Source organism: Escherichia sp. TW09308 (assembly GCF_000208565.1).
GTDB classification, from domain to species: Bacteria; Pseudomonadota; Gammaproteobacteria; order Enterobacterales; family Enterobacteriaceae; genus Escherichia; species Escherichia marmotae.
Genome location: NZ_AEME01000001.1, coordinates 261,092 through 286,201 on the forward strand (window position 1 = coordinate 261,092; position 25,110 = coordinate 286,201).

Here is a 25,110-nt window from a genome sequence, read left to right on the forward strand (position 1 = left end):
TTTAACATTCATTGAGAAACGTGATGCTACTGTGTCAGCGATCCGCTACCAGTGCAGGAAAATGCCTGTTAGCGTAAAAGCAAAACACAAATCAATCCATGCAAGCATTCACCGCCGGTTTACTGGCGGTTTTTTTTCGCCGTCAGAAAAATCAGGCCCCTTGTACACAACTGTAACAAGGGGCCGGTTAGGTGAGGGATTATCTCCGTTCATTAGTCATCCCATTTGTGGCTGAAATACGCGGCCAGAAAACCAGAAAATAAAATTATTCCCAGTACGGCGATAAAAACATTCATATTACCCAGCATTATTTGCCTCCGTTTATGGTGTGGTGTATTTCCTCGCTTACCTTAATTTTCATCTCAATGAGGAAGATATTAGCAGAGGTAACCTAAACGAAGGCTGAATTAGGTGGTTAATGTGATGGTGGTCGGTTGTTTTTCCGATATTGTGAAGGGGATAATAAAAAACGCTGGTGAAAATGATGACGCAGTAACGCTGAATGACTAAACCCCGTCAGCTCGGCAATTTTATCGATGTTAAAAGCCGAATTTTGCAGATAATCCTGTACGCGTATTAATCGCCGTTGTCGCAGGAAAATAATCCGCAGCGCCGTACCACACTGGCACGGCTCGTCCGTCAACAAAGCACCGGCTGCCCCCACGTTCTGGTGCGAATACCTTTTAACATCAGCATCCACGCCGCAATGATCACCAACGCTAAGATGACAAACAGCGAGGAAGGCGGCATGGTAGTGAGCACGATACCACTCACCAGTGGATTTATCGCTGCGCCAAGCCAGCCTAATGACTGGGCGGAAAAATAACTGGCTTTCATCCCCGGCGGCGCAATATGGTCAATCAACATGTACTCACCAGGGGCATAAATGATCTCACCGAGGGTAAATACCGCGGCTGAAATTCCCCAAAGTAGCAGGCTGTTGCCGGAAAAGATAAACCCGATCAGACCGACGACAAAACAGAGGGTGCCCACCGTCATTAATGCGCGAATGTTGGTCGGATTAATGCGACGACCCACGGAATATTGCAACGTAACCACCATCGCAGCATTAACCGGAAGAACAACCGCGACCACCTTTTCGGCAAAATCGCCATCAGCAATCACCATCACATATTGTGAAATGCACGAGGCAAAAGCACCGCTCACGAAAGAAGCAAGAAAAGCAGAGCAGGTGAACCACAGCAGAGCTTTATCCTGTAACAAAACTTTTGGCGACCAGACGCTACCCGCCTCTGTGGCGATGATTTTCTCGCTGCGCTTTACCCAAATTTGAATGAAAAGCATGGGGAACGCGGAACAGATGGCGGCCAGCCAAAAGGGCAGATTGATGCTTTGCATCACCAATAGCGTGCCGAGCGGTGGGCCGATGGTCCAGCCAATGTTGAGCATGGTGTAGTTGATCGAGAAGATCTTCGTTTTGCTGGTGGATGAAAGATTATCGGCAAACCAGGCTTTCAACACGGTAGCAAAAACGGAATAGGCGCAGTTGATGAGAGCAAAGAACAGCACCACCAGCGTTACGCTGTCCACCAGGGGAATGGCGATAAAACCGCTGGCGAAGGCGGTAATTGCCAGTAACATATAACGTTTCTTGTCGAACTTATCCGCCAGAATGCCAAATCCAAGGCTAAAAACCACGCCGATGGTTAGTGCAATTGTCATCGCATAACCGATCAGATCGACTCCCAGACCGTACTGGCGACTCAAATAAATGGTCATAAACGGTAGCGTGGCACCCCGTCCGATGGTTAATAACAACGATGAGGCGAGAAGGGCGCAGGTAGAGCGTCTCAGGGATAAGTTCATTTGGCTGTCCGGCGGTGCATTTTGTTATGTTTTGTTTTCGAGATGTAAAGAAATAGCATGGCAAAAATCCGAAGTATAGCGACTTATTTGCCATTAATGCCGTCGGAAACGATGGCTAACGAATCAACTGTTAAAGAAAAGTAAATTCAGCTAAGTTGATTGCTTACAAAAGATGAAAATTCAGAGGCGGTAGAATGTCGCGAAAAGATGGGTTATTGGCGCTACTGGTTGTGGTGGTGTGGGGGCTTAATTTTGTGGTCATCAAAGTGGGACTTCACAACATGCCACCGCTGATGCTGGCCGGTATGCGCTTTATGCTGGTCGCTTTCCCGGCTATCTTTTTTGTCGCACGGCCGAAAGTACCGCTGAATTTACTGCTGGGGTATGGTTTAACCATCAGTTTTGCGCAGTTTGCCTTTCTCTTCTGCGCCATTAACTTCGGTATGCCGGCTGGACTGGCCTCGCTGGTATTACAGGCTCAGGCGTTTTTTACTATCGTGCTTGGCGCGTTTACTTTCGGTGAGCGACTGCATGGCAAACAACTGGCGGGGATCGCCTTAGCGATTTTTGGTGTACTGGTGTTAATCGAAGATAGCCTGAACGGTCAGCATGTAGCGATGCTCGGCTTTATGTTGACCCTGGCGGCAGCATTTAGCTGGGCGTGTGGCAACATCTTCAATAAAAAGATCATGTCGCATTCATCGCGTCCGGCGGTGATGTCGCTGGTGATATGGAGTGCATTAATTCCCATTATTCCGTTCTTTGTCGCTTCACTCATTCTCGATGGTTCTGCAACCATGATTCACAGCCTGGTCACTATCGACATGATCACCATTTTATCTCTGATGTATCTGGCGTTTGTGGCGACAATTGTCGGTTATGGGATCTGGGGGACGCTGCTGGGTCGCTATGAAACCTGGCGTGTTGCACCGTTATCGTTACTGGTGCCGGTAGTTGGTCTGGCAAGTGCGGCATTATTGCTGGATGAACGATTAACGGGTCTGCAATTTTTCGGTGCGGTGCTGATAATGGGTGGGCTGTATATCAATGTGTTTGGTTTGCGCTGGCGTAAAGCAGTGAAGGTGAGAGGCTAATAAGCCCCGATATCCCGGGGCCAGAATTAATTACATGGTGTGTTGATTATAATAAGGCACGCCCAGCGCATCCGACTTATCACTGCCTGTCCCCATGTGATTTAAATCGAAAGGGGGTTGTTCCTGCGATGGAGGAACAATCACTTCATCGCCGCAGGGAGTAACGACCGGCTGCGTAGTTTGTTCCGCAAATCCCTGCGCGGAAAAGAGAATAAGCGCGGTTGCTATTGCGGATAAAAGTGGTTTCATGATTGCCTCAAGTGACGTTGTCACGTTTTAACTAACTATTGTAATGATTCAACGGATGTAAAAAGCGCGATTCGCCCTGTATATTCGCCATCCGATATTTATGCGGCGGAACATCAAAATAGTTTTTGAAGGTGCGGGTCAGGGTTTGCTGGGACTCGAAACCATAACGTTCTGCCAGATAGAGTATTGGCTCGTTACTTTCTTTCAGCTTTTGCGCGATTTCCGTCATTTTACGGCTGCGGATGTATTGACCTAATGAATGGCCAGTTTCTTTTTTAAACATCCGTTGCAGGTGCCATTTGGAGTAACCTGAACGCTCTGACACTTTTTCCAGTGACAGTGGTGATTCCAGGTTGTCCTCGATCCAGTCCAAAATGCTATGAATAGTAATAGCGTCAGTATTGCGTCTGGACATCGTCATACCTCTTTTTTTGTTTACGGCAGGACTTTCTTAAGCAAATGCTCAAGCGTTGCCACTTCGTCCGCCGTCAGGTTTTTTGTTAATTCTTGATGCAGGTCCTGGCCAACTAATTGATGGCATTGTTCACATATTGCCGCGCCGCTGGCGGTGAGCTTTACCAGCACGCCGCGCTTGTCATTCGGGTTAGGCAACCGTTCCACCCAACCTTTACAGACCAGGCGATCCAGCATACGGGTCAGTGCTCCCAGGTCGACCGACAACACTTTTTTCAGCTCGACCGGTGTAATGCACGCTGCGCAGCGGATAGAGCAGAGCACCTTAAACTGTGCCGCAGTGATATCCAGCGGTGACAGATAATCGTTAAGCAGACGGTCTTTCTTCTGATTAACCATATAGATTAAGCGACCCAATGGGATGATTTCATTGAACAGGTCGCTGGTACTTTTCACATTAGTTGCCCTGGCAAGTAATTAGTTGCGGGGGATAATATTGCCCAGGCAAGTATAAGTCAAATGAATGGGTTGGCAGATGCCACGTTTTGCTAAATCGGTTCAAGTTTTGGTCAGCGCAATGCAAGGAAAGTTAAAGAGTGAAACTTTCTCCTTGTTTACCCTTTATACTTTTCGCTGATAACTAAGAGACACAGGATAACAATCACCAATGTTAGATTTGTTTAAAGCGATTGGTCTGGGGCTGGTGGTGTTACTGCCGTTAGCTAACCCGCTTACTACCGTAGCGTTGTTTCTCGGTCTGGCAGGCAACATGAACAGTGCCGAACGTAATCGCCAGTCGTTGATGGCCTCAGTGTATGTATTTGCCATCATGATGGTGGCGTATTACGCCGGGCAACTGGTGATGGATACCTTCGGCATTTCGATTCCCGGTCTGCGGATTGCAGGCGGACTAATCGTTGCGTTTATCGGTTTTCGTATGCTCTTTCCACAGCAAAAGGCAACGGACTCTCCGGAGGCAAAAAGTAAATCGGAAGAACTGGAAGATGAACCCAGCACCAATATTGCTTTTGTGCCGCTGGCAATGCCAAGTACCGCCGGGCCGGGAACCATTGCGATGATCATTAGCTCGGCGTCCACTGTGCGTCAGAGCTCAACTTTCGCGGACTGGGTACTGATGGTTGCGCCGCCGCTGATCTTTTTCCTGGTGGCGGTCATTTTATGGGGAAGTCTGCGTAGCTCTGGTGCCATTATGCGGCTGGTGGGCAAGGGAGGAATTGAAGCGATCTCCCGCCTGATGGGGTTCTTACTGGTTTGTATGGGTGTGCAGTTTATTATTAACGGCATCCTGGAAATTATTAAAACTTACCATTAAAAAAGGCCCGAATGGGCCTTTGAGACTGATAACAAAAGCAAAATTGCCTGATGCGCTACGCTTATCAGGCCTGACCTCTGCAATGTATTGAATTTGCGTGGTTTTGTAGGCCGGATAAGGCGTTCCCGCCGCATCCGGCACCGCGTTCGGGCCTTCCAATTATCGTGTCTGTTCTTCGAGTGCCACAGGCCAGCGGCGGAATATTATGATCGACCATATCAATGCGGCGAGTGCCGGAACTGCGCCCACATAACCAATCATCGACATCGACCAGTGCAGACTGACCTGATTACCCACCAGCGCCCCGGCACCAATGCCAATATTAAATATCCCGGAGAATAGCGCCATCGCAACGTCGGTGGCATCCGGTGCCAGCGCCAGCACTTTAACCTGCATCCCAAGCCCGATGATCATCATCGCGATCCCCCAGAAAATGCTCAGTACGCCGAGGTGTATCTCGCTACTTGCCGAAGGTAACAGTAACGCCAGGCACACCAGCAACAGCGCAATCGCAGCACTGACCAGAATAGATGCATACTGGTTACCAAGCTTACCGAAAATCAGGCTACCAATAATGCCCGCGCCACCGAGCATCAACAGCAATGCCGTGGCAAAGTTGGCGCTGAATCCCGCAACGTTTTGCACAAAAGGTTCGATATAGCTGTATGCCGTGTAATGGGCGGTAACGACCACCACAGTCAGCAAATAAATGCTTATCAATGCCGGGCGGCGGAACAGTTGCGGAAGGCTTTTTAATGAGCCGGAATGTTCGCTGGGCAGTAATGGCAGTAGCTTGATGAGGCACAGAAGGGTAAGAAGCGCCCCGATACCGATCGCGAGGAATGTCGTTCGCCAGCCGAAATATTGCCCCACAATGCGCCCGATAGGTAAACCTAATACCATTGCCAGTGCTGTGCCGGTGGCAATTAAACTCAATGCCTGCGCTCGCTTTCCGGCGGGTGCCATACGGATCGCCAGTGACGCCGTAATCGACCAGAAAATAGCATGAGCGAAAGCTACGCCAATACGGCTGATCACCAGAACAGTAAAACTCCACGATAAAAACGACAGGATGTGGCTGGCGATAAACACCACAAACAGGCAGATCAGCAACTTGCGGCGTTCGACCTGGCTGGTCATTAGCATAAAAGGCAGTGACATTAGCGCCACTACCCACGCATAAATGGTCAACATGATACCGACTTGTGCGGTTTGCATATGGAAGCTTTGCGCAATGTCAGAAAGCAGACCAACAGGAACAAATTCAGTGGTATTGAAGATAAAGGCGGCGACTGCCAGCGTAACTACCCGTAGCCACGCCACTTTGCGGGAAACAATATTCGTTGTCATAACAGATTATCGGGTGAGTTGCGAAAAGGTAATGAAATGATCTTAAAACGGTTAATGATCTGAATACAATGACTTTGTGACCTGTGTCGCGTTTTGCCGCTTCATGTTGTGCCAACTACTGCGTGAGTGGCAGGTACAACATACAGAGCAGAAAATTTTTTCATCATGCTTAGTCTGGCACATCCAGCAGCTCAATAAATGCCTCAAGCGGACGTGTTTTCGCACCGCGACGCCAGACCAGCCAGGTTGTTAACCAACGCCATTGCTCACCTAACGGCCAGGCTTCAACCTGATGATGCCCTGGCATACTTTCCAGCATAGAGCGAGGGATAAGCGCAATGCCTGCACCCGCGATAACACAAGCCAGCATGCCGTGATATGACTCCATCTCATGAATAGTCCCCGGCGCTGCGCCGTCAGCATGAAACCAGCGCTCAAAATGGCGGCGATACGAGCAATTGGCACGGAAGGCATAAATGTTACAGCCATTAACCTGACTGGCGCGGGTTACTGGCATATGCCCTTGTGGCGTGACGATCATCAACTCCTCGCGGTAAACCGGTATCCCGTCGATGGCAGTATGGCTGATTGGCCCATCGATAAATGCCGCATTCAGTTTCCCCTCCAGTACACCGTCCAGCATGGTGCCGGATGGGCCGGTAGAGAGTGAAAACTGAATTTTAGGGTAGCGACGGTTAAATTCAGCCAGCGTTGCCGGAATACGCACAGCGGCGGTGCTTTCCAGCGACCCGAGAGAAAACAGACCTTGCGGCTCATCGCCAGCTACAACGTTCCGCGCCTCATCCACCAGCGCGAGAATTTGTTGGCTATAGCGTAAAAAATTATGCCCGGCGGGAGAAAGCCGTAACCGCTGATTCTCGCGAATAAACAGTTCAACGCCGAGTTCTGTTTCCAGTTGGCGTATACGGGTCGTGAGATTAGAAGGTACACGATGCACTTTTGCCGCAGCCTGGGTAATGCTGCCTGCCTCAGCAACGGCGTTAAACATCTCCAGTTGGGTTAGATCCATAGTATTCTCAATTCGTGAATAAGTGGCTTAATATTATTCATTTTAAAGTAAGAGTAAATCTGCGTATCTTTTTACCCTGACTCATGAAGGAGATACCCCGATGACCATCACTCCGGCGACCCATGCCATTTCGATAAATCCAGCCAATGGTGAACAACTTTCTTCACTGCCGTGGGCTGGTGCTGACGATATTGAAAACGCTCTTCAGCTTGCGGCGACAGGCTATCGCGACTGGCGCGAGACGAGCATAGATTACCGGGCGAAGAAACTGCGTGATATCGCTAAGGCTCTGCGTACGCGTAGCGAAGAGATGGCGCAAATGATCACCCGTGAAATGGGTAAGCCCATCAAACAGGCGCGTGCCGAAGTGGTGAAATCAGCGAATTTGTGCGACTGGTATGCAGAGCATGGCCCGGCAATGCTGAAAGCTGAACCTACACTGGTTGAGAACCAGCAAGCGGTCATTGAATATCGCCCAATGGGGACAATCCTTGCGGTTATGCCGTGGAACTTCCCGTTATGGCAGGTTATGCGCGGTGCTGTTCCTATCATTCTTGCGGGTAACAGTTACTTACTTAAACATGCGCCGAATCTGTCAGGTTGTGCACAGTTAATTGCCCAGGTATTTCAAGATGCCGGTATCCCACAAGGCGTATATGGTTGGCTGAATGCTGACAACGATGGTGTCAGCCGGATGATTAAAGACCCGCGTATTGCAGCGGTCACGGTGACCGGCAGTGTCCGTGCGGGAGCGGCTATTGGCGCACAGGCCGGCGCAGCGCTAAAAAAATGCGTACTGGAACTGGGTGGTTCGGATCCGTTTATTGTGCTTAACGATGCCGATCTGGAACTGGCCGTGAAAGCTGCGGTTATCGGACGTTATCAGAATACCGGGCAGGTATGTGCGGCGGCAAAACGCTTTATCATCGAAGAGGGAATTGCTTCGGCATTTACCGAACGTTTCGTAGCGGCTGCAGCGGCGTTAAAAATGGGCGATCCACGTGACGAAGAGAACGATCTCGGCCCGATGGCACGTTTTGATTTGCGTGATGAGCTACATCATCAGGTGGAAAAAACACTGGCGCAGGGGGCGCGTTTGTTACTGGGCGGAGAAAAGATGGCAGGGGAAGGTAACTACTATCCGCCAACGGTTCTGGCTAATGTCACCCCCGAAATGACGGCGTTTCGTGAAGAGCTTTTTGGCCCCGTTGCCGCAATCACCATAGCAAAAAATGCGGAACATGCGCTGAAACTGGCTAATGACAGCGAGTTCGGTCTTTCTGCGACGATCTTTACCGCTGACGAAACACGAGCCAGACAGATGGCAGCACGTCTGGAATGCGGTGGCGTGTTTATCAATGGTTTTTGCGCCAGCGATGCGCGAGTCGCCTTTGGTGGTGTGAAGAAGAGTGGTTTTGGTCGTGAGCTTTCCCATTTCGGTTTACATGAGTTCTGTAATATCCAGACGGTGTGGAAAGACCGGATCTGACGTCACATATTTAGCTCTGTTATACTCGCAGGTCTTTTCAGACCTGCGAGCAAGGAGCAGAGTGTGGCTGTCGCCATGGATAATGTAATTTTAGAAAACATCTTGCGGCAAGTGCGGCCGCTAATTGGTCAGGGTAAAGTCGCAGATTATATTCCGGCACTGGCAACCGTCGATGGCTCCCGCCTGGGAATTGCCATTTGTACCGTTGATGGGCAGCTTTTTCAGGCCGGAGACGCGCAAGAACGTTTTTCCATTCAATCTATTTCCAAAGTGCTCAGTCTCGTTGTCGCTATGCGTCATTACTCCGAAGAGGAGATCTGGCAACGCGTCGGCAAAGATCCGTCTGGATCGCCGTTCAATTCCCTGGTGCAACTGGAAATGGAGCAGGGCATTCCACGCAATCCGTTTATTAATGCCGGTGCGTTGGTCGTCTGCGATATGCTGCAAGGGCGGTTAAGCGCCCCGCGGCAGCGTATGCTGGAAGTGGTGCGCGGCTTAAGCGGCGTGTCTGATATTGCCTACGATACGGTGGTGGCGCGTTCCGAGTTTGAACATTCTGCGAGAAATGCGGCGATCGCCTGGCTGATGAAGTCGTTTGGTAATTTCCATCATGATGTAACTACCGTTCTGCAAAACTACTTTCATTACTGCGCACTGAAAATGAGTTGTGTTGAGCTGGCGCGGACGTTTGTCTTTCTGGCGAATCAGGGGAAAGCTTTTCATATCGATGAGCCAGTAGTGACGCCGATGCAGGCACGGCAAATTAATGCGCTGATGGCAACGAGCGGAATGTACCAGAACGCGGGTGAATTCGCCTGGCGAGTGGGGCTTCCGGCGAAATCTGGCGTTGGCGGCGGTATTGTTGCGATCGTCCCGCATGAAATGGCTATCGCGGTATGGAGCCCGGAACTGGATGATGCGGGCAACTCTCTTGCCGGTATCGCAGTACTTGAACAATTGACGAAACAATTAGGACGCTCGGTTTATTAATGCAGTCACTTGATCCACTCTTCGCGCGTTTATCCCGTTCAAAATTTCGCTCCCGCTTTCGTTTGGGTGTGAAAGAGCGTCAGTATTGTCTGGAGAAGGGCGCGCCGGTTATAGAACAACATGCGGCGGATTTTGTCGCTAAGCGTCTTGCTCCGGCATTACCGGCGAACGATGGTAAGCAAACCCCCATGCGTGGGCATCCGGTGTTTATCGCTCAGCACGCCACCGCGACCTGTTGCCGTGGTTGTCTGGCTAAGTGGCATAACATTCCGCAGGGTGTTTCGTTAAGTGAGGAACAACAACGTTATATCGTGACGGTTATCTACCACTGGCTGGTTATACAGATGAATCAGCCATAAGAATGGTGGTAAAAGCCAAAAGATCATCTGACTGATATCTTTCCTTGTCGCCGCTGTCAGCGAACATGCTATCCTTTATGAGAATTTACTTATTGCGTTGAGATAATTGCCATCCGCAATTGTATGGACAGATAATTAATGTATGTACACCCCATATCCACTTTCCGTTTGTTCCAGGAAGGTCATCTGCTACGTAATAGCATTGCAATTTTTGCGCTAACGACGCTGTTCTATTTTATTGGTGCAGAGCTACGCCTGGTTCATGAACTCTCTCTTTTCTGGCCGCTCAATGGTGTAATGGCGGGGGTATTTGCCCGCTATGTCTGGCTTAATCGTCTGCATTACTATGCTATCTGTTACGTGGCAATGCTGGCTTATGATGCCATGACCACCGAATGGGGGCTGGTCTCGCTGGTTATTAATTTATCCAATATGATGTTTATTGTGACCGTTGCTCTGTTGGTGGTACGGGATAAGCGTCTGGGGAAAAATAAATATGAACCAGTAAGTGCCTTACGGTTATTTAATTACTGTCTGATTGCCGCTTTATTATGTGCCATCGTCGGCGCGATTGGTTCGGTCAGTATTGATAGTCTTGATTTCTGGCCTTTGCTTGCTGACTGGTTTAGTGAACAATTCTCAACAGGCGTGTTGATTGTTCCTTGTATGCTGACGCTGGCAATTCCGGGAGTATTACCGCGTTTTAAAGCAGAGCAGATGATGCCTGTCATTGCGCTGATCGTGTCGGTCATTGCCTCAGTGGCGATTGGCGGTGCAGGGAGTCTGGCATTTCCGCTGCCGGCATTAATCTGGTGTGCGGTGCGCTATACGCCACAGGCTACGTGTCTGTTGACCTTTATCACCGGAGCGGTAGAAATCGTGCTGGTGGCTAATTCGGTGATTGATATCGCCGTCGGTTCGCCGTTCTCGATTCCGCAAATGTTTTCCGCTCGTCTGGGCATTGCCACGATGGCCATTTGCCCAATTATGGTTTCTTTTAGCGTGGCGTCGATTAATTCACTGATGAAGCAAGTTTCTCTGCGTGCCGACTTTGATTTTCTGACACAGGTGTACTCACGATCCGGTCTTTATGAGGCGCTGAAAAGTCCATCGCTGCAACAGACACAACATCTGACCGTCATGCTGCTTGATATCGACTATTTCAAAAGCATTAACGACAACTATGGTCATGAATGTGGCGATAAAGTCTTAAGCGTATTTGCTCAGCATATTCAGAAAATTGTGGGCGATAAAGGGCTGGTGGCGCGGATGGGGGGAGAAGAGTTTGCCGTTGCTGTACCTTCAGTGAATCCCGTCGATGGTCTATTGATGGCGGAGAAAATCCGCAAAGCTGTCGAACTTCAACCTTTTACCTGGCAACAAAAGACGCTCTATCTTACGGTCAGCATCGGTGTCGGTAGTGGATGTGCTTCATACAGCACACTAACTGATGACTTCAATAAATTGATGGTTGAAGCTGATACGTGTCTCTATCGCTCGAAAAAAGATGGGCGTAACCGCACCAGCACCATGCGTTATGGTGAGGAAGTTGTCTGACAGCTTTATTATTTTTCCGCTGTTTCAGAATAATGTGTTCTACCACTCTGGCGGTTGAATAAATACCGTCAGAACCATGATCTGCGCCACATTTTTCTCTTAAACCTGCTAATTAATCACCACGAGTTGATCAAAACAGGGGTTCAGCGTATTAAAGTTTGCTAATCTGTTATACCAATTCAAGCAGGTTGTATGACTAATCAAAAGGGAACCCATTGTGAAAACACTAAATCGTCGCGATTTTCCCGGTGCACAGTATCCAGAACGTATCATTCAGTTTGGTGAAGGTAACTTTCTGCGCGCCTTTGTTGACTGGCAAATTGATCTCCTGAATGAGCACACCGATCTGAATTCTGGTGTGGTCGTTGTTCGTCCGATTGAAACTTCATTCCCGCCGTCACTTAGCACTCAGGATGGTTTGTACACCACCATTATTCGTGGCCTGAATGAGAAGGGCGAAGCAGTCAGCGATGCGCGTTTGATTCGTTCTGTAAACCGTGAAATTAGCGTCTACGGTGACTACGATGAATTCCTGAAGCTGGCGCACAATCCGGAAATGCGTTTCGTCTTCTCTAACACCACCGAAGCGGGCATCAGCTATCATGCGGGCGACAAATTTGATGATGCGCCAGCGGTAAGCTATCCGGCAAAACTGACGCGTTTGCTGTTCGAACGTTTTAGTCATTTCAACGGTGCGCTGGATAAAGGTTGGATCATCATTCCGTGTGAACTGATTGATTATAATGGTGATGCGCTGCGTGAACTGGTGCTGCGTTATGCGCAAGAGTGGCAGCTACCGGAAGCGTTTGTTCAATGGCTGGATAAAGCTAACAGCTTCTGTTCTACGCTGGTGGACCGTATCGTTACCGGTTATCCGCGTGATGAAGTAGCGAAACTGGAAGAAGAACTCGGTTATCACGATGGTTTCCTCGATACCGCTGAACACTTTTACCTGTTTGTGATTCAGGGACCGAAATCCTTAGCGTCTGAATTGCGTCTGGATAAATATCCGCTCAACGTACTGATTGTTGACGATATTAAACCGTATAAAGAGCGCAAAGTAGCAATCCTTAATGGCGCTCACACCGCGCTGGTGCCGGTGGCGTTCCAGGCTGGGTTGGATACTGTAGGCGAAGCGATGAACGATGCAGAAATCTGTGCATTCGTTGAAAAAGCCATTTATGAAGAGATTATTCCGGTACTGGATCTGCCGCGAGATGAGCTGGAATCTTTCGCCAGTGCAGTCACCGGGCGTTTCCGTAACCCGTACATTAAGCATCAGTTGCTGTCCATTGCGCTCAACGGTATGACCAAGTTCCGTACCCGCATCCTGCCGCAGTTGCTGGCAGGGCAGAAGACGAATGGTAAACTCCCGGCTCGTCTCACTTTCGCGTTAGCGGCACTGATTGCATTCTATCGCGGTGAGCGTAACGGTGAAACCTATCCGGTGCAGGATGATGCTCACTGGCTGGAGTGTTATCAGCAATTGTGGAGTCAGCATCGTGATCGTGTCATCGACACCCAGGCGCTGGTTGCTATTGTGTTGGCAGAAAAAGACCACTGGGAGCAGGATCTGACGCAAGTGCCTGGTCTGGTAGAGCAGGTGGCCAATGACCTGGATGCGATTCTGGAAAAAGGGATGCGCGAAGCTGTACGTCCGTTGTGCTAATAATTGCATTATTTTGTAAGCCGGATAAGGCATTTATGCTGCATCCTGCCACACTTTTCCAACTAACTGAAATCACTAGCTAGTTGGAGGCGCTGATAAGCGCAGCGCATCAGGCAATTAACGGCGCAATCTCTGAACCCGGTTTCGGCCGGGTTTGTTATTATGCATTATTAGTTACAACATCCTATATGCACCTTATCATAACCAGGTGCCACATGTCGCATCTGTGATTGTTGTAGTCTTGTAGGTAATTTGTAAATTGACACTTGAGAACGTGATCGCAATCACGTTTAATAGGGCGACTTTTCCATGTTTGAAGATAATCATGATTGTTCGCCCACAACAACACTGGTTGCGCCGTATTTTTGTCTGGCACGGTTCAGTATTATCCAAAATATCCTCGCGCTTGCTACTCAACTTTCTTTTTTCTATCGCGGTTATTTTCATGCTGCCCTGGTATACGCATCTGGGCATCAAATTTACCCTCGCGCCGTTCAGCATTCTCGGTGTTGCTATCGCCATTTTTCTGGGGTTTCGTAATAACGCGGGGTACGCTCGTTATGTTGAAGCGCGCAAACTGTGGGGACAGTTGATGATTGCCTCACGGTCATTATTGCGTGAAGTAAAAACGACGTTGCCCGATTCAGCAAGCGTAAAGGAGTTTGTCCGGCTACAAATTGCCTTTGCTCACTGTTTACGCATGACATTACGCAAACTGCCACAGGCAAAAGTGCTGGCACATTACCTCAATGAAGAAGATCTTCAGCGGGTGCAGGCTACAAACTCCCCAGCTAATCATATTTTGCTGATGATGGGGAAGTGGTTAGCTGTTCAGCGCCGGAATGGGCAACTTTCTGACATTCTATTTATTAGTCTGAACGATCGGCTCAATGATATTTCTGCGGTGCTGGCAGGATGTGAGCGCATCGCATATACACCAATTCCTTTTGCTTACACACTCATTTTGCATCGTACCGTTTACCTGTTTTGCATCATGCTACCGTTCGCGCTGGTCGTGGATCTGCATTACATGACGCCTTTTATCTCAGTACTGATTTCCTACACCTTCATTTCGCTTGATTGTCTGGCGGAAGAGTTAGAAGACCCGTTCGGTACAGAAAACAATGATTTACCGCTTGATGCCATCTGCAACGCTATTGAAATTGACCTGTTGCAGATGAACGATGAAACGGAGATCCCGCCGAAGATTCTTCCCGACCGCCATTACCAGTTGACGTAACAATTACTCTGTTCGCCGGGCAACAATGAACAAGCGCGGAAATGCCAGCAGTATTTGACCATCCTCCTGCAGTGGATACTGCTCTTCCAGCATCTGATGGTAGCGCGTAAGAAAATGCTGCTGTTCACTCTCAGTCAGATCCTGCAACCACGGGCGTAATCCGGTGGCGGTCACCCAGTCAATAATCGCCTGGTGAGATGGCATCTGGTGATAGTAGGTGGTTCGCCAGATATCAACCTCACATGCGGTTTCACTCAGAATATCGTAGTAAGCATGAACGCCTGCCAGTGGTTCGCGTCCACGATCCGGATAATGCTGCTCCCAGGCGACTTCGCGCATTAATACATGTGTCGGCTCCAGCCAGTTGTCCGGCATTTGTACCGCCAGTACGCCATGCGGATTGAGTAACGACACAAGATGTGGAAACAGTTCGTAATGATCAGGCAACCATTGCAACGAGGCGTTGGCGAAAATCAGATCGAATGCGTGATCCGGTTGCCAATTGCGGATATCTACTTCAACAAACTGACATTCTGGCAACACTGCACGCGCTTCAGCAATCATCGCCGGAGACGAATCAATGCCAGTAATTTTTACCATTGGCCAACGTTGATGTAGCAGGGCGGTGCTGTTGCCTGGGCCGCAGCCGAGATCGGCTATTTGCCGGACGTTTTCCAGAGGAACTCTGGCAAGCAGTTCTACCGCTGGTCGCGACCGTTCGGCGGTGAAGTGCAAATATAAAGAGGGGTTCCAGTCAGCCATTTTTTTACTCCCGTCAGCGCGTTAACCCAAGTGTAGATAAAATTGATGAATTCGCCTCACGTCATCAATCCACCGAACACGCGCATTAAATCAAGGATACCTAAAAGTGATTGACTACGTGCTGCTCAAGATTCATCAGAGATATTTATTAATCAATAAAATATTAGAGCCTAACGGGGTAGGGAAGAGTAAATTTCGCATAAAATCAATTTAAAACAAATAAAGCCTCCTTCTTGTTGTTTTTATTCATTTCATATAAATATATTAACATGCAATATATTCAAAATTAATATCTATCTGTGGATAGTGAATAATCACAAAGTGACTTTTTTTTGATACCCTTAGGACAGGAACCAGGTTTGAAGTTTTTTGTGTGAAACTCCTGGCATTTTGGACGCTAACTCTATCGGATATAGCGATATAAAATATGACGAGAAAATTTGCATTCAACATTATATATATCATCGATGTTTTAGGTGATGAAGATCTTGACTCCTCGAGTGACATCAAAATTAACACCAATAGACCAGATGATATAACACTTAAAAGCAATACCGCTTCAAAACTATTTAAATCGATCTCAAGCTTGAAAGTCCCCATCCCCATTGTGTTTGTTAAGATCCATAATATCCCCATGCTAATATCTTTCTTTAAGGAGCTGGAAAAAGGAGTCATAAAAAAAGGTTTAATTCCGATAGTGCATTTTGAGTGTCATGGCTCACCCGATGAGGGAATGTTTTTCCCTGGCATTAAAAAGTATATATCCTGGAGTGAGATGAATGATCTATTTTTAATGATAAACAAACATACAATGAATAATCTACTCGCCATAGTCGCTGGATGTGATAGTTTCAAATCAACAGAAAACATTGACTTTGCAAAAGGAAGTCCTTATGGCTGCTATATTGGCGCAAATAAAGTTACCGACGCAAGCATAATTAGTAGGTTTAAGGATTTTTACCGTTATATCTTTATATATAACGATTTCGATGGGGCTTGTGATCTTTTAGGTTCCGATTTTTCTATGGTTTTTTCATATGATATCTGTATGCAAAGATTCTTACTTCCGTTAGTTTTAAGTTATTTCGGAGAAGATAAAAAAGAGTTTGTTGAGTATACAATCAACCGCCTAATAGACAATGGGCAGCAGGGGTCTATAGGTGAAATAAGAAAATTAGCAAAATACAGGTTAAAGCATATTGATAAATATTATGAACGTTCTGGCGTTCAATTTTTACATGGGCAAAGACCGCTTGCATTTACGGAATTAAAACGCATTGCGCTTGATCTTAAGGACAACCTCAGTGACGAGGCTAAATTCAATATCGAACTGAGGAATGCCATTAAATTGAAAAGAAATATAATCATGGGAAAAGGCGCCTGATCCCGAAGTGCCAGACTTGCCGCGAGTGTACATCAAGAATGGTGAGATCGCTGTGATGAGGCTTGTAATGCAGCTTAAATCAGCAACCTCAAATGGCACGTCAGCGCCGTTTTTTAAATCCTCCATTTTATCCGCGATCGGGGATATCGCAGTATTTATCCCGTAGAGCGGATAAAATGCGTTTACAGATTGACTTTATCCTCACTAAAGGATAAAACTGAAAATATCCCCTAAAGCGGATAAAATTCTTGTGGATGTATGGCATGATGAGCTTTCCGATGATCTATAGCCCAACGCAATTAGCAAATGCAATGAAACTGGTTCGTCAGCAAAATGGCTGGACGCAGAGCGAGCTGGCGAAAAAAATCGGCATAAAACAGGCGACTATTTCCAATTTCGAAAATAACCCTGACAACACCACACTAACGACATTTTTTAAGATATTACAGTCACTTAATCTCTCGATGACGCTATGCGACACGAAAAATGACTCGCCAGAATCAACCGATCAGCAAGATCTGGAGTGGTAATGCCAAAACTTGTCACGTGGATGAACAACCAGCGGGTAGGCGAGTTGACGAAGCTGACCAACGGTGCCCATACCTTTAAGTATGCGCCGGAGTGGTTGGCCAACCGTTATGCCAGGCCATTGTCGCTTTCGCTGCCATTGCAGAGGGGGAATATCACCTCTGATGCCGTATTTAACTTCTTCGATAACCTGTTACCCGATAGCCCGATTGTACGCGACCGCATCGTTAAACGTTATCATGCTAAATCCAGGCAACCGTTTGATTTATTGTCAGAAATAGGGCGAGATAGCGTTGGCGCCGTGACGTTATTACCAGAAGACGAAACCGTGACGCGCCCAATAATGGTATGGGAAAAGCTTACTGAAGCCAGACTTGAAGAAGTATTAACGGCTTATAAAGCAGATATCCCGCTAGGCATGATTAGGGAGGAAAATGACTTTCGCATCTCGGTTGCTGGCGCGCAGGAGAAGACTGCGCTGCTCAGAATGGGCAATGACTGGTGCATTCCGAAAGGAATAACGCCGACGACGCATATCATTAAATTGCCGATTGGTGAAATCAGACAGCCCAATGCGACGCTCGATCTCAGTCAGAGTGTTGATAATGAGTATTACTGTCTGCTGCTGGCAAAAGAATTCGGGTTGAATGTTCCCGACGCAGAAATCATTAAAGCGGGAAGGGTGCGCGCGTTAGCGGTCGAACGCTTTGACAGGCGCTGGAATACTGAACGAACGGTTTTACTTCGCTTGCCGCAGGAGGATATGTGTCAGACATTCGGTTTACCTTCATCGGTGAAATATGAATCTGACGGAGGCCCAGGCATCGCGCGGATCATGGCTTTTTTGATGGGGTCCAGCGAGGCGCTTCGCGATCGTTATGATTTTATGAAATTCCAGGTATTCCAGTGGTTGATTGGCTCGACAGACGGCCATGCGAAAAATTTCTCAGTGTTTATCCAGGCCGGTGGCAGTTATCGACTCACGCCATTTTACGACATCATTTCAGCATTTCCGGTATTGGGTGGCGCGGGAATACATATCAGCGATCTCAAACTGGCAATGGGGCTTAACGCATCCAAAGGCAGAAAAACGGAAATCGATAAAATATATCCGCGACATTTTTTGGCGACAGCAAAGGCACTGAAATTCCCGGAAGTGCAGATGCATGAAATCCTGAGTGACTTTGCCAGAATGATTCCCGCAGCATTGGATAACGTGAAGGCTTCATTACCGGCAGATTTTCCGGAGAACGTGTTGACGGCAATTGAAACCAATGTGTTGAGGTTGCACGGTCGGTTAAGCAGAGAATATGGAATTAAGTGAGATATGGGGTTTGGCCGGTTTTAGCGAGCAAGACAATCTCGACCGCGAAAAATGAGTCCGGTGAAGTACCGGCAGCATCCTGGGATCACAACATAACAGCCCAGGGAAACCTAGCCGCGCAACATTAGAATATTGCAGTTATAACCTTGGTGCGCATAATGTATATTATGTTAAATGAATAGTATCAGAATGCACTCAGCCACTGTGGCCACCTCATAGCGTGATGTTCATGACACCTCCCCCATGTTATTGGCCAAAACCACTTTTATGGCATTCACGATTACCCGGCAAAATGAAGATGCACTATCAATCGTTTGTTTAGCCTCGGGCATTTCTGTTTTTGATATACTCAAAGTCATTGTCGCAAGGAAAATGTGCAAAGTGACTAAAGATAAATGGAGAATGTTATGATCAGGCAGAAGATTTTACAGCAGCTCCTGGAGTGGATTGAGTGCAATCTCGATCACCCTATCTCAATCGAAGATATCGCACAGAAATCTGGCTACAGTAGACGCAATATTCAACTTCTGTTCAGAAACTTCATGCACATGCCCCTGGGATCATACATCCGCAAACGAAGACTTTGTCGGGCAGCCATTCTTGTCAGACTTACAGCTAAATCAATGCTTGATATTGCACTATCTTTGCATTTTGATTCACAGCAGTCATTCAGCCGCGAATTTAAAAAGTTGTTTGGATGTTCTCCCAGAGAATATCGACTCCGTGACTTTTGGGATCTCACCAACATCTTGCCTCCTTTATTAACGCGTCAGTACCAAAAGACTGATTGCAGATTAATCAATTTACCTGAGACACGTATTTGGGGTAATTCATTTAAATATGACATTGAAATCTCTAACAAACCACCAGATGAAGAAGTAAAACTGCGGCGTAATCATTTATCCAGATGTCTTCAGAATTTGAAGACGGATATCTATTACGTCTCAACATATACACCATCTACAAAATCGGTAGATTTGCTCACAGTTGAAACCTTCGCCGGTACAGTATGCGACCATGCGGATACGGAGATGCCAAAGGAATGGATAACGGCTGGAGGGCTTTATGCCTCTTTCCGCTATGAAGGAGATTGGGAGTATTATGCGAGCTGGGTGCGGAACCTCTATCTGATAGAACTGCCTGCCAGGGGGTTAGTCAGAGTAAACGGTTGTGATATCGAACGTTTTTACTGCAATGAAACTTTTGTAGAAAAGAATAACAACTATGTTGTTTGCGAAATTTTTATCCCCGTTCGCCCGGCTTAGCCTGTATCTATATCTCATTGAGGATTACCCTACCCTGCTACTGTCTAATCAGTATCAGGGTAGGTGTTCAGTAAATAATGGCGTTGTGTGTGTCAACGCCATTATTCTTTATTACAGCGAATTTTTCATTCCTGGAGAAATTATTTTATTGCCTCCTCACCTTCTTCAGTAGCAGCCTCCACTGCGTTAATTGTCACCGTCACTGGCTGCATTTCGTACCCACCATACGTCAGAGTGTTGAATGTGAATGTATATACCCCTGGCTTAGTAGTACTGAATTTACGCGTGATTTTTCCGCTCACAAAATGATCGGCTTTCGATGGCAGGAACTGGTAATCATCCTCCGTCACCCCTTCCGGAGCCTGAATGTCGACCCACATACTCCCCCCAACAGGGTTGCCTGCCGACATCAGAGAGATCTCCAGTGTTGCGGTCGCCACCCCGTCTGCCACCAGAGACTCTACTCGTTCAGGAGAGACCGCAAGTACCGCATTTTTATCATCCGCGACGAATCTGGATTCGGCTGTTTTCGTCGATACCTGACCGTCAGTCCGATTCACTTTCGCGGTTAGCGTATATATCGCCGCTTTAGTGGTAGAGGCGGTGAATACAGCCTGCCCCTGCTCATTGGTTGTTGCAGTCCCGTTCGGCTCCAGGTCTAACGTTGCTGGCTCGGCGCTCAGCGTCACTTCACTATCTTTCACGATATTGTTATTGGCATCAGTAACCGTGACTTTATAAGTCTGTTTGGCTTTACCATCTGCCAGTGCGCGGTTGCCAATCACCTCAATGTTCGAGATGGTTGCCGTAGCCTTGTCGGCCACAAACGTGATGCTCTGCGCATCCGAAGTCTGGTCATTTCCTGCCGTGGCTGTGATTGCATACGTTCCTGCAACCACAGAAACAACACGCAGCTCGGCTTTACCTTCATCGTTAGTCTTCACCCAGGTACTCTCGTCATTAAGCGGTGTGACGCCCCGGGGAAGATTAAAGGCGACCATAGTTCCGGGAACAGGGTTGCCGTGTTTATCCTCAACAGTTGCCGTCAGCGTAAAGGCATCATTGCCGTTTGCTGCTTTTTGGGCGGTATCAACCTGAAGGCTTGCCTGGCCAGTTTTGGCATCCGCTTTGAACTTCACCGTGGCAGTCTTCTGGGAGTTTTTCACCGAAGCCGTGATTTTGTGTTCCCCGGCAACGGTTGATATCAGCTCAATATCGGCTTTACCTGCAGCATTCGTTGTTACCTTATTCCCCGTCTTACTGCTCACTCCCTCCGGCAGAGTCAGCGTTACAGTTTGATCCTGCAACGGGTTACCATAGGAATCCGTTACGGTCAGAGTAACCTTGTTGGCAGACTGTCCATCAGCCAGTTGGTTATCAACATTCACTGAAATATCGTGAATGTTAGCCTCAGATGCGTTACCCACAACGTTCAGCAGTAGCGGTTGCGAAGCAGCATCTTTGCCATTCACCCGCGGCCAGATAACCAGTTGGCCGGCTGCAGAGCCTATAGTTAACGTCGTAACATAAGTGCCATCACTTTGTTCCGTCCAGGCTCCTGCCGAAGGTTGCTCCGTCCCTGTGCTGGCTGCGCCACTAATTTCTGGAGCATCAGGTTTCAGACCTCTGACTGGGTTACCGTTCGCATCCTTCGCCGTGAAGATCAGTTGTGTCGTTGTTTTGATCATCGGGGCATCGTTATCAGCTACGAACGTGGAGTTCACTAATGACATCTCCCCGGCGGCAATGGTGACAGAAACCGCCTGTTTCAGAGCGTCAGAGCCATCAACTCGCGGCATGATAGTCAGCTCACCAACTCCCGTTGCGCCAGCAGTCAGCACCGCCGTATAGGTTCCATTGCCCTTATCCGTCCACTGACTGACGGATGGACGCTGCTGGTTGATGTTGTATGCATCACCACCAAATTGTGGTGTTTCAGGCGTAATGCCGGTGATTGCGTTGCCGTATTTATCCGTCATCGTCAGCGTCAGTGTGACGCTTTCACCAACGGTAATCGACGTTTTCGATACCGTCATTTCCGCGTGGTCAACCGAAACAGTACCCGCTTTAACATTAATCGGAGTTGCCTTTGCTGTAGCGTTTTTGCCATCAATCTGCGGCATAATGTTCAACGCGCCTGCCCGTGTTCCCGAACGCAGAATAGCCGTGTATTCGCCGTTGCCTTTATGGCTCCAGCCTGTAACCGAACTACCAGACGCGGCATCACCGGAAAGCGATACACCAAGTTTAGCAGTGTCGATATCGGTAAGCGCATTTCCAAACTGATCTCTGGCGGAGAAAGTCAGTTCCGTTGTGCTTTCAACAGCAAGAACGCTATCTTTTACCGTCAACGTTGAGTTAGAAACCGCCTGATCCCCCGCAACAACGGTCAACTGCGCAGCGTCGGTGGCTGCTGGCTGGCCGTTGAATAGCGGCATGATGTGAAGATCACCCGTCTTTCCGCCGGTAGTCAGCGTAGCAACATAGGAACCGTCGCCTTTCTCAGTCCAACTGGAAACGGTCGCTCCTTCAGACGCGGCACCCGTCAGACTTGCTGACAGGGAAAGACCGCTGATAGCGTTACCATGCGCATCTTTTGCCACAAGCGTCACTGTCGTGCTTTCCCCTGCTTTAATGCGATCCGCTGCAACGGATACTTTCGACTGGCCTGAAGATAAAGCATCAGCTACCACAGTCACTTTAGCCGCATTAGCTGCTGCATCCTGACCGTTGATCTTCGGCATAACAATTAATTCACCCGCCGTAGTACCCAGAGAAATTTGCGCGATCCACGTCCCGTCGCCATTATCCGTCCAGCCTGAGACTGAAGAACCCGCAGCGGCTGCACCCGTTAATGACGGTGTATCTGGAGTAAGGCCGGTCACTGGGTTGTCATAGGCATCTTTTGCCGCCCAGGTTACCGTAAGCGTGCCGCCAACCACCGGTTTATCCGGGTTCAGAGTGATGGTTGAGCGCGCTGCATCAAGCGGTCCGGCAACAAACTTCAGCGTTTGTTGTAACGTGCCCAACTGATACTGCTCGCTAAAGGCACGCACAACAATGTTTCCGGCACGGGTCGAAGAAACCGTGGCGCTGTAGACCCCCGGCTTTATCTCCGAAATGGTGCCAATGGTAACACCGCTGTTGTCCTGTGGAACAAAGCGCAAACGGCTGGCTTCTCCCTCCACCGGGTTGCCATCGGTATCCACCGCAGTAAGCGTCAACGTGTAAGATTTCTGACCATCGGCAATCACATCACCTGACGTCTCATTCACACTCAGAGTCGATTTTGTCACATCCATCATAGTGGCACGCAGTTCAGCCGTGACGGTTTTGCTCATGCCATCAACGCTCACAGTAATGGTTGCTTCACCTGATTGCGTACCGGTGGTGAAGACGGACTTGTACACCCCGGCTTCTGTTTCGGTGATCTCACCCAGTGTTGGCTGTGCCTGTGATTTAGCGGACTTAAGGGCCCGCGTTACGATGTTTCCGGCAGGTTTAAACGTCAGTTCAGTTTTGATCTGATCTTTCATGCCCGTGATTGGCTGTCCCTCGGCGTCTCGCAGAGACAGAACCAGCGGCTTTTGCGCACTCCCGTTAGCAAGCATTTGGATACGGCTCTGGCCATCAAGCGTTAACGTAGTACGATCGGCGCTCATACCCGCTCCGGTAATGACCACCGCTGTCTGCACGCGTTTCGAGGCATTGCCTTTGTTATCGTATGCGACCGCAGAGATCGCGTAATAATTGTCTTTGCCTGCACGATAAGCCGGGAGCGTCACTTGCCACTGGTTACCCTGACCGGTAATTTTACCGCCTGCGGCCAGCAAAGACGGCGCTTCCCATTGCACATTTTTCAGGCCGTGAGTTGCTTTGCTGACCACGAGGCCAAGAGACACCGTCTGCCCGCCCTTACCTTCAATACGGTCTGGCAAGGCAATACGGATCACCTCAGCTTTGCGATACTCAAGAACGATATTGTTATTACGTTCAACCAGATCATAGCGGCTGCCTGCCAGTACCCGACGCTCGCGAATGCTATCCGTATCGAGTTGTTTCTCCAGAGGTTCGCCAATCCGGTAGTTAACTTCCAGGCCAAAGCGAGTGTCATTCTGACCGCTCTTGCCCTGTTTGTGCTCTGCACTCAGTGTCAGAAGAGGCACTGGCGTATAGTTCACCTCGGCAGAAATGGCATGTGGATCTTTCTGGCGTTTATCTTTACCAAACAGACCTACCTCATCGCCATAATACTGTTCATACATCAGGCTTGCGCCAAGCTGCGGCCAGGCCGGTAAATAGCCCTCGGCGCGGATATCCCAACCATTAGCCGGACGCTCCTGATAATCCTCAATATCCGGCGATTTTTTCCAGCCAGATGCCCGGATATAACCGTTGGCGCTCAGTTTCAGATAATCGCGCCAGTATTCCGCACCAACACCAATGCGGGTATGGCTACGGGATAAATCATGATCGATAAATGTGTTCAGCCCCGCCATCCAGTCATTGCCTGAAAAATGACGCCAGCCGAAACCAATATTTGACTGAGTACGATCGTCGGTACGATGTATTGCCCCCTGAGTGAACAGCATATCTGTCGGGGTATCATAAATTGGATAAAGCATTTCCAGCGAAGAGTCCTTCAGCGAGAAATCTTTATCGGCATTCAATTTGACTCGAGCCGTACCATATTTGCCAAGCCACTCCTGGATTTCCTGAGTAGCCTTCGCTGTGGCCATTCCGGTAACAAAATTGCGTGTCGCATCGCTATCCGGCTGACTGCTTAAAAATTTACCGGCATTCGCGGCAAACGACGCGATGTTTTTGTCTGCATTATTGTCAGTAGCAACCGCAGTATTTTCCGTACTTAGACGTGGCAGAGCCGCATTATGCGCTCGCGCCGTCATTGTCGGTGTAAAGGTAACAGCCAGTGGGAAAAGAACCTGAATAGAGATGTTTGCCCACGCCACGCAGTGGGCCAGGGCTGAATAACGAAAACGTGGTTGTTTATAAGCCTTTTTTAAACGTGACATTGAGATAATTTCCTGATGAACGAATTAACGAACATAAGCAAACGCAAATAAAACGTTTGCTTGTCAGAAAAACCGGGTATTTCCCGGTTTCCTTTTCCGCAGAAAAGGAAATACCTTTATGAAAGAAAGCGCATCGTCACCCTGAATATTCAGTGGTTGCGACTACTCGCCGGATGACAGGGCCGGGATTATATTTTTGTTTGTGAGTGCAAA

22 protein-coding genes and 1 pseudogene are annotated in these 25,110 nt (G+C 48.5%); 12 read left to right on the plus strand and 11 right to left on the minus strand.

The window, feature by feature from the left end; all coding sequences use genetic code 11:
• Positions 1–108: 108 nt before the first annotated feature.
• The 4 genes and pseudogenes from mgtT to ydeE form a co-directional block, all read right to left on the minus strand.
• Positions 109–213: a protein MgtT gene (gene mgtT, locus ESM_RS1000000128950; RefSeq protein ID WP_214678605.1), complete on the minus strand. Its 105-nt coding sequence runs from the start codon at positions 211–213 to the stop codon at positions 109–111.
• A complete protein-coding gene (mgtS, locus tag ESM_RS0101435) occupies positions 213–308 on the minus strand; it encodes a protein MgtS (protein WP_000901364.1) in 96 nt (31 codons plus the stop codon). The genes mgtT and mgtS overlap by 1 nt, the downstream gene beginning before the upstream one ends.
• Positions 309–415: 107 nt before the next feature.
• Positions 416–598: pseudogene (locus ESM_RS1000000129590) on the minus strand (helix-turn-helix domain-containing protein); the annotation flags it as partial.
• 41 nt (positions 599–639) lie between these two features.
• The gene (ydeE, locus tag ESM_RS0101440) at positions 640–1,827 is read right to left on the minus strand and encodes an efflux MFS transporter YdeE (RefSeq protein ID WP_001054142.1); all 1,188 of its coding nucleotides are present in this window, start codon (positions 1,825–1,827) and stop codon (positions 640–642) included.
• Between the two features lie 194 nt (positions 1,828–2,021).
• Between ydeE and eamA the strand changes: the two genes are divergently transcribed.
• Positions 2,022–2,921, plus strand: a complete 900-nt coding sequence (gene eamA / locus ESM_RS0101445) for an O-acetylserine/cysteine exporter (RefSeq protein ID WP_000087186.1) — start codon at positions 2,022–2,024, stop codon at positions 2,919–2,921.
• Positions 2,922–2,951: 30 nt separating this feature from the next.
• Here the strand turns inward: eamA and marB are convergent, their stop codons facing one another.
• Genes marB through marR form a run of 3 tightly spaced genes read right to left on the minus strand, consistent with a single transcriptional unit; the run spans position 2,952 to position 4,040 of the window.
• On the minus strand, positions 2,952–3,170 hold the full coding sequence (gene marB, locus ESM_RS0101450) for a multiple antibiotic resistance protein MarB (protein WP_000803534.1): 219 nt from the start codon (positions 3,168–3,170) through the stop codon (positions 2,952–2,954).
• Between the two features lie 31 nt (positions 3,171–3,201).
• Positions 3,202–3,585: an MDR efflux pump AcrAB transcriptional activator MarA gene (gene marA / locus ESM_RS0101455; RefSeq protein WP_000091195.1), complete on the minus strand. Its 384-nt coding sequence runs from the start codon at positions 3,583–3,585 to the stop codon at positions 3,202–3,204.
• A gap of 20 nt (positions 3,586–3,605) precedes the next feature.
• Positions 3,606–4,040, minus strand: a complete 435-nt coding sequence (gene marR / locus ESM_RS0101460) for a multiple antibiotic resistance transcriptional regulator MarR (protein ID WP_000843428.1) — start codon at positions 4,038–4,040, stop codon at positions 3,606–3,608.
• Between the two features lie 211 nt (positions 4,041–4,251).
• Between marR and marC the strand changes: the two genes are divergently transcribed.
• On the plus strand, positions 4,252–4,917 hold the full coding sequence (gene marC / locus ESM_RS0101465) for an NAAT family transporter MarC (protein WP_000885037.1): 666 nt from the start codon (positions 4,252–4,254) through the stop codon (positions 4,915–4,917).
• Positions 4,918–5,076: 159 nt separating this feature from the next.
• Here the strand turns inward: marC and ydeA are convergent, their stop codons facing one another.
• Positions 5,077–6,267, minus strand: a complete 1,191-nt coding sequence (ydeA, locus tag ESM_RS0101470; protein ID WP_000210461.1) for an L-arabinose MFS transporter — start codon at positions 6,265–6,267, stop codon at positions 5,077–5,079.
• Between the two features lie 169 nt (positions 6,268–6,436).
• Positions 6,437–7,297, minus strand: coding sequence for a putrescine utilization regulator PtrR (gene ptrR / locus ESM_RS0101475; protein ID WP_000366488.1), 861 nt, complete (start codon positions 7,295–7,297; stop codon positions 6,437–6,439).
• Between the two features lie 100 nt (positions 7,298–7,397).
• On the opposite strand from ptrR, the gene sad reads away from it, so the two are divergent.
• The 6 genes from sad to ESM_RS0101505 all read left to right on the plus strand — a co-directional run bounded on the left by sad (position 7,398) and on the right by ESM_RS0101505 (position 14,601).
• The gene (gene sad / locus ESM_RS0101480; RefSeq protein ID WP_000156605.1) at positions 7,398–8,786 is read left to right on the plus strand and encodes a succinate-semialdehyde dehydrogenase; all 1,389 of its coding nucleotides are present in this window, start codon (positions 7,398–7,400) and stop codon (positions 8,784–8,786) included.
• A gap of 63 nt (positions 8,787–8,849) precedes the next feature.
• Positions 8,850–9,776, plus strand: a complete 927-nt coding sequence (glsB, locus tag ESM_RS0101485; protein ID WP_000257432.1) for a glutaminase B — start codon at positions 8,850–8,852, stop codon at positions 9,774–9,776.
• Positions 9,776–10,135 (plus strand): DUF4186 domain-containing protein, encoded by a 360-nt coding sequence (locus tag ESM_RS0101490; RefSeq protein WP_001191034.1) that lies wholly within the window; start codon positions 9,776–9,778, stop codon positions 10,133–10,135. Before glsB ends, ESM_RS0101490 begins: the two co-directional genes overlap by 1 nt.
• A 138-nt stretch (positions 10,136–10,273) precedes the next feature.
• Positions 10,274–11,692: a sensor domain-containing diguanylate cyclase gene (locus ESM_RS0101495; RefSeq protein WP_000289276.1), complete on the plus strand. Its 1,419-nt coding sequence runs from the start codon at positions 10,274–10,276 to the stop codon at positions 11,690–11,692.
• 217 nt (positions 11,693–11,909) lie between these two features.
• Complete coding sequence (gene uxaB / locus ESM_RS0101500; RefSeq protein ID WP_000854610.1) at positions 11,910–13,361, plus strand: tagaturonate reductase; 1,452 nt, start codon at positions 11,910–11,912, stop codon at positions 13,359–13,361.
• Positions 13,362–13,686: 325 nt separating this feature from the next.
• Positions 13,687–14,601 carry a bestrophin family protein gene (locus tag ESM_RS0101505; protein ID WP_001516366.1) on the plus strand — a complete coding sequence of 305 codons (915 nt, stop codon included), beginning with the start codon at positions 13,687–13,689 and terminating at the stop codon, positions 14,599–14,601.
• 3 nt (positions 14,602–14,604) lie between these two features.
• On the opposite strand, the gene tam is transcribed toward ESM_RS0101505, so the two are convergent.
• Positions 14,605–15,363, minus strand: coding sequence for a trans-aconitate 2-methyltransferase (tam, locus tag ESM_RS0101510; RefSeq protein WP_000796279.1), 759 nt, complete (start codon positions 15,361–15,363; stop codon positions 14,605–14,607).
• Between the two features lie 427 nt (positions 15,364–15,790).
• Between tam and ESM_RS0101515 the strand changes: the two genes are divergently transcribed.
• The 4 genes from ESM_RS0101515 to ESM_RS0101530 all read left to right on the plus strand — a co-directional run bounded on the left by ESM_RS0101515 (position 15,791) and on the right by ESM_RS0101530 (position 19,864).
• Positions 15,791–16,747 carry a hypothetical protein gene (locus ESM_RS0101515; protein WP_000197006.1) on the plus strand — a complete coding sequence of 319 codons (957 nt, stop codon included), beginning with the start codon at positions 15,791–15,793 and terminating at the stop codon, positions 16,745–16,747.
• A gap of 263 nt (positions 16,748–17,010) precedes the next feature.
• Complete coding sequence (gene hipB, locus ESM_RS0101520) at positions 17,011–17,277, plus strand: type II toxin-antitoxin system antitoxin HipB (RefSeq protein WP_001516368.1); 267 nt, start codon at positions 17,011–17,013, stop codon at positions 17,275–17,277.
• Positions 17,277–18,599 (plus strand): type II toxin-antitoxin system serine/threonine protein kinase toxin HipA, encoded by a 1,323-nt coding sequence (gene hipA / locus ESM_RS0101525; protein ID WP_001125477.1) that lies wholly within the window; start codon positions 17,277–17,279, stop codon positions 18,597–18,599. The genes hipB and hipA overlap by 1 nt, the downstream gene beginning before the upstream one ends.
• 407 nt (positions 18,600–19,006) lie before the next feature.
• Positions 19,007–19,864 carry a helix-turn-helix domain-containing protein gene (locus ESM_RS0101530; RefSeq protein WP_010375879.1) on the plus strand — a complete coding sequence of 286 codons (858 nt, stop codon included), beginning with the start codon at positions 19,007–19,009 and terminating at the stop codon, positions 19,862–19,864.
• Between the two features lie 140 nt (positions 19,865–20,004).
• Here the strand turns inward: ESM_RS0101530 and ESM_RS0101535 are convergent, their stop codons facing one another.
• Positions 20,005–24,897 (minus strand): invasin domain 3-containing protein, encoded by a 4,893-nt coding sequence (locus tag ESM_RS0101535; protein ID WP_000088669.1) that lies wholly within the window; start codon positions 24,895–24,897, stop codon positions 20,005–20,007.
• Positions 24,898–25,110 lie beyond the last annotated feature (213 nt).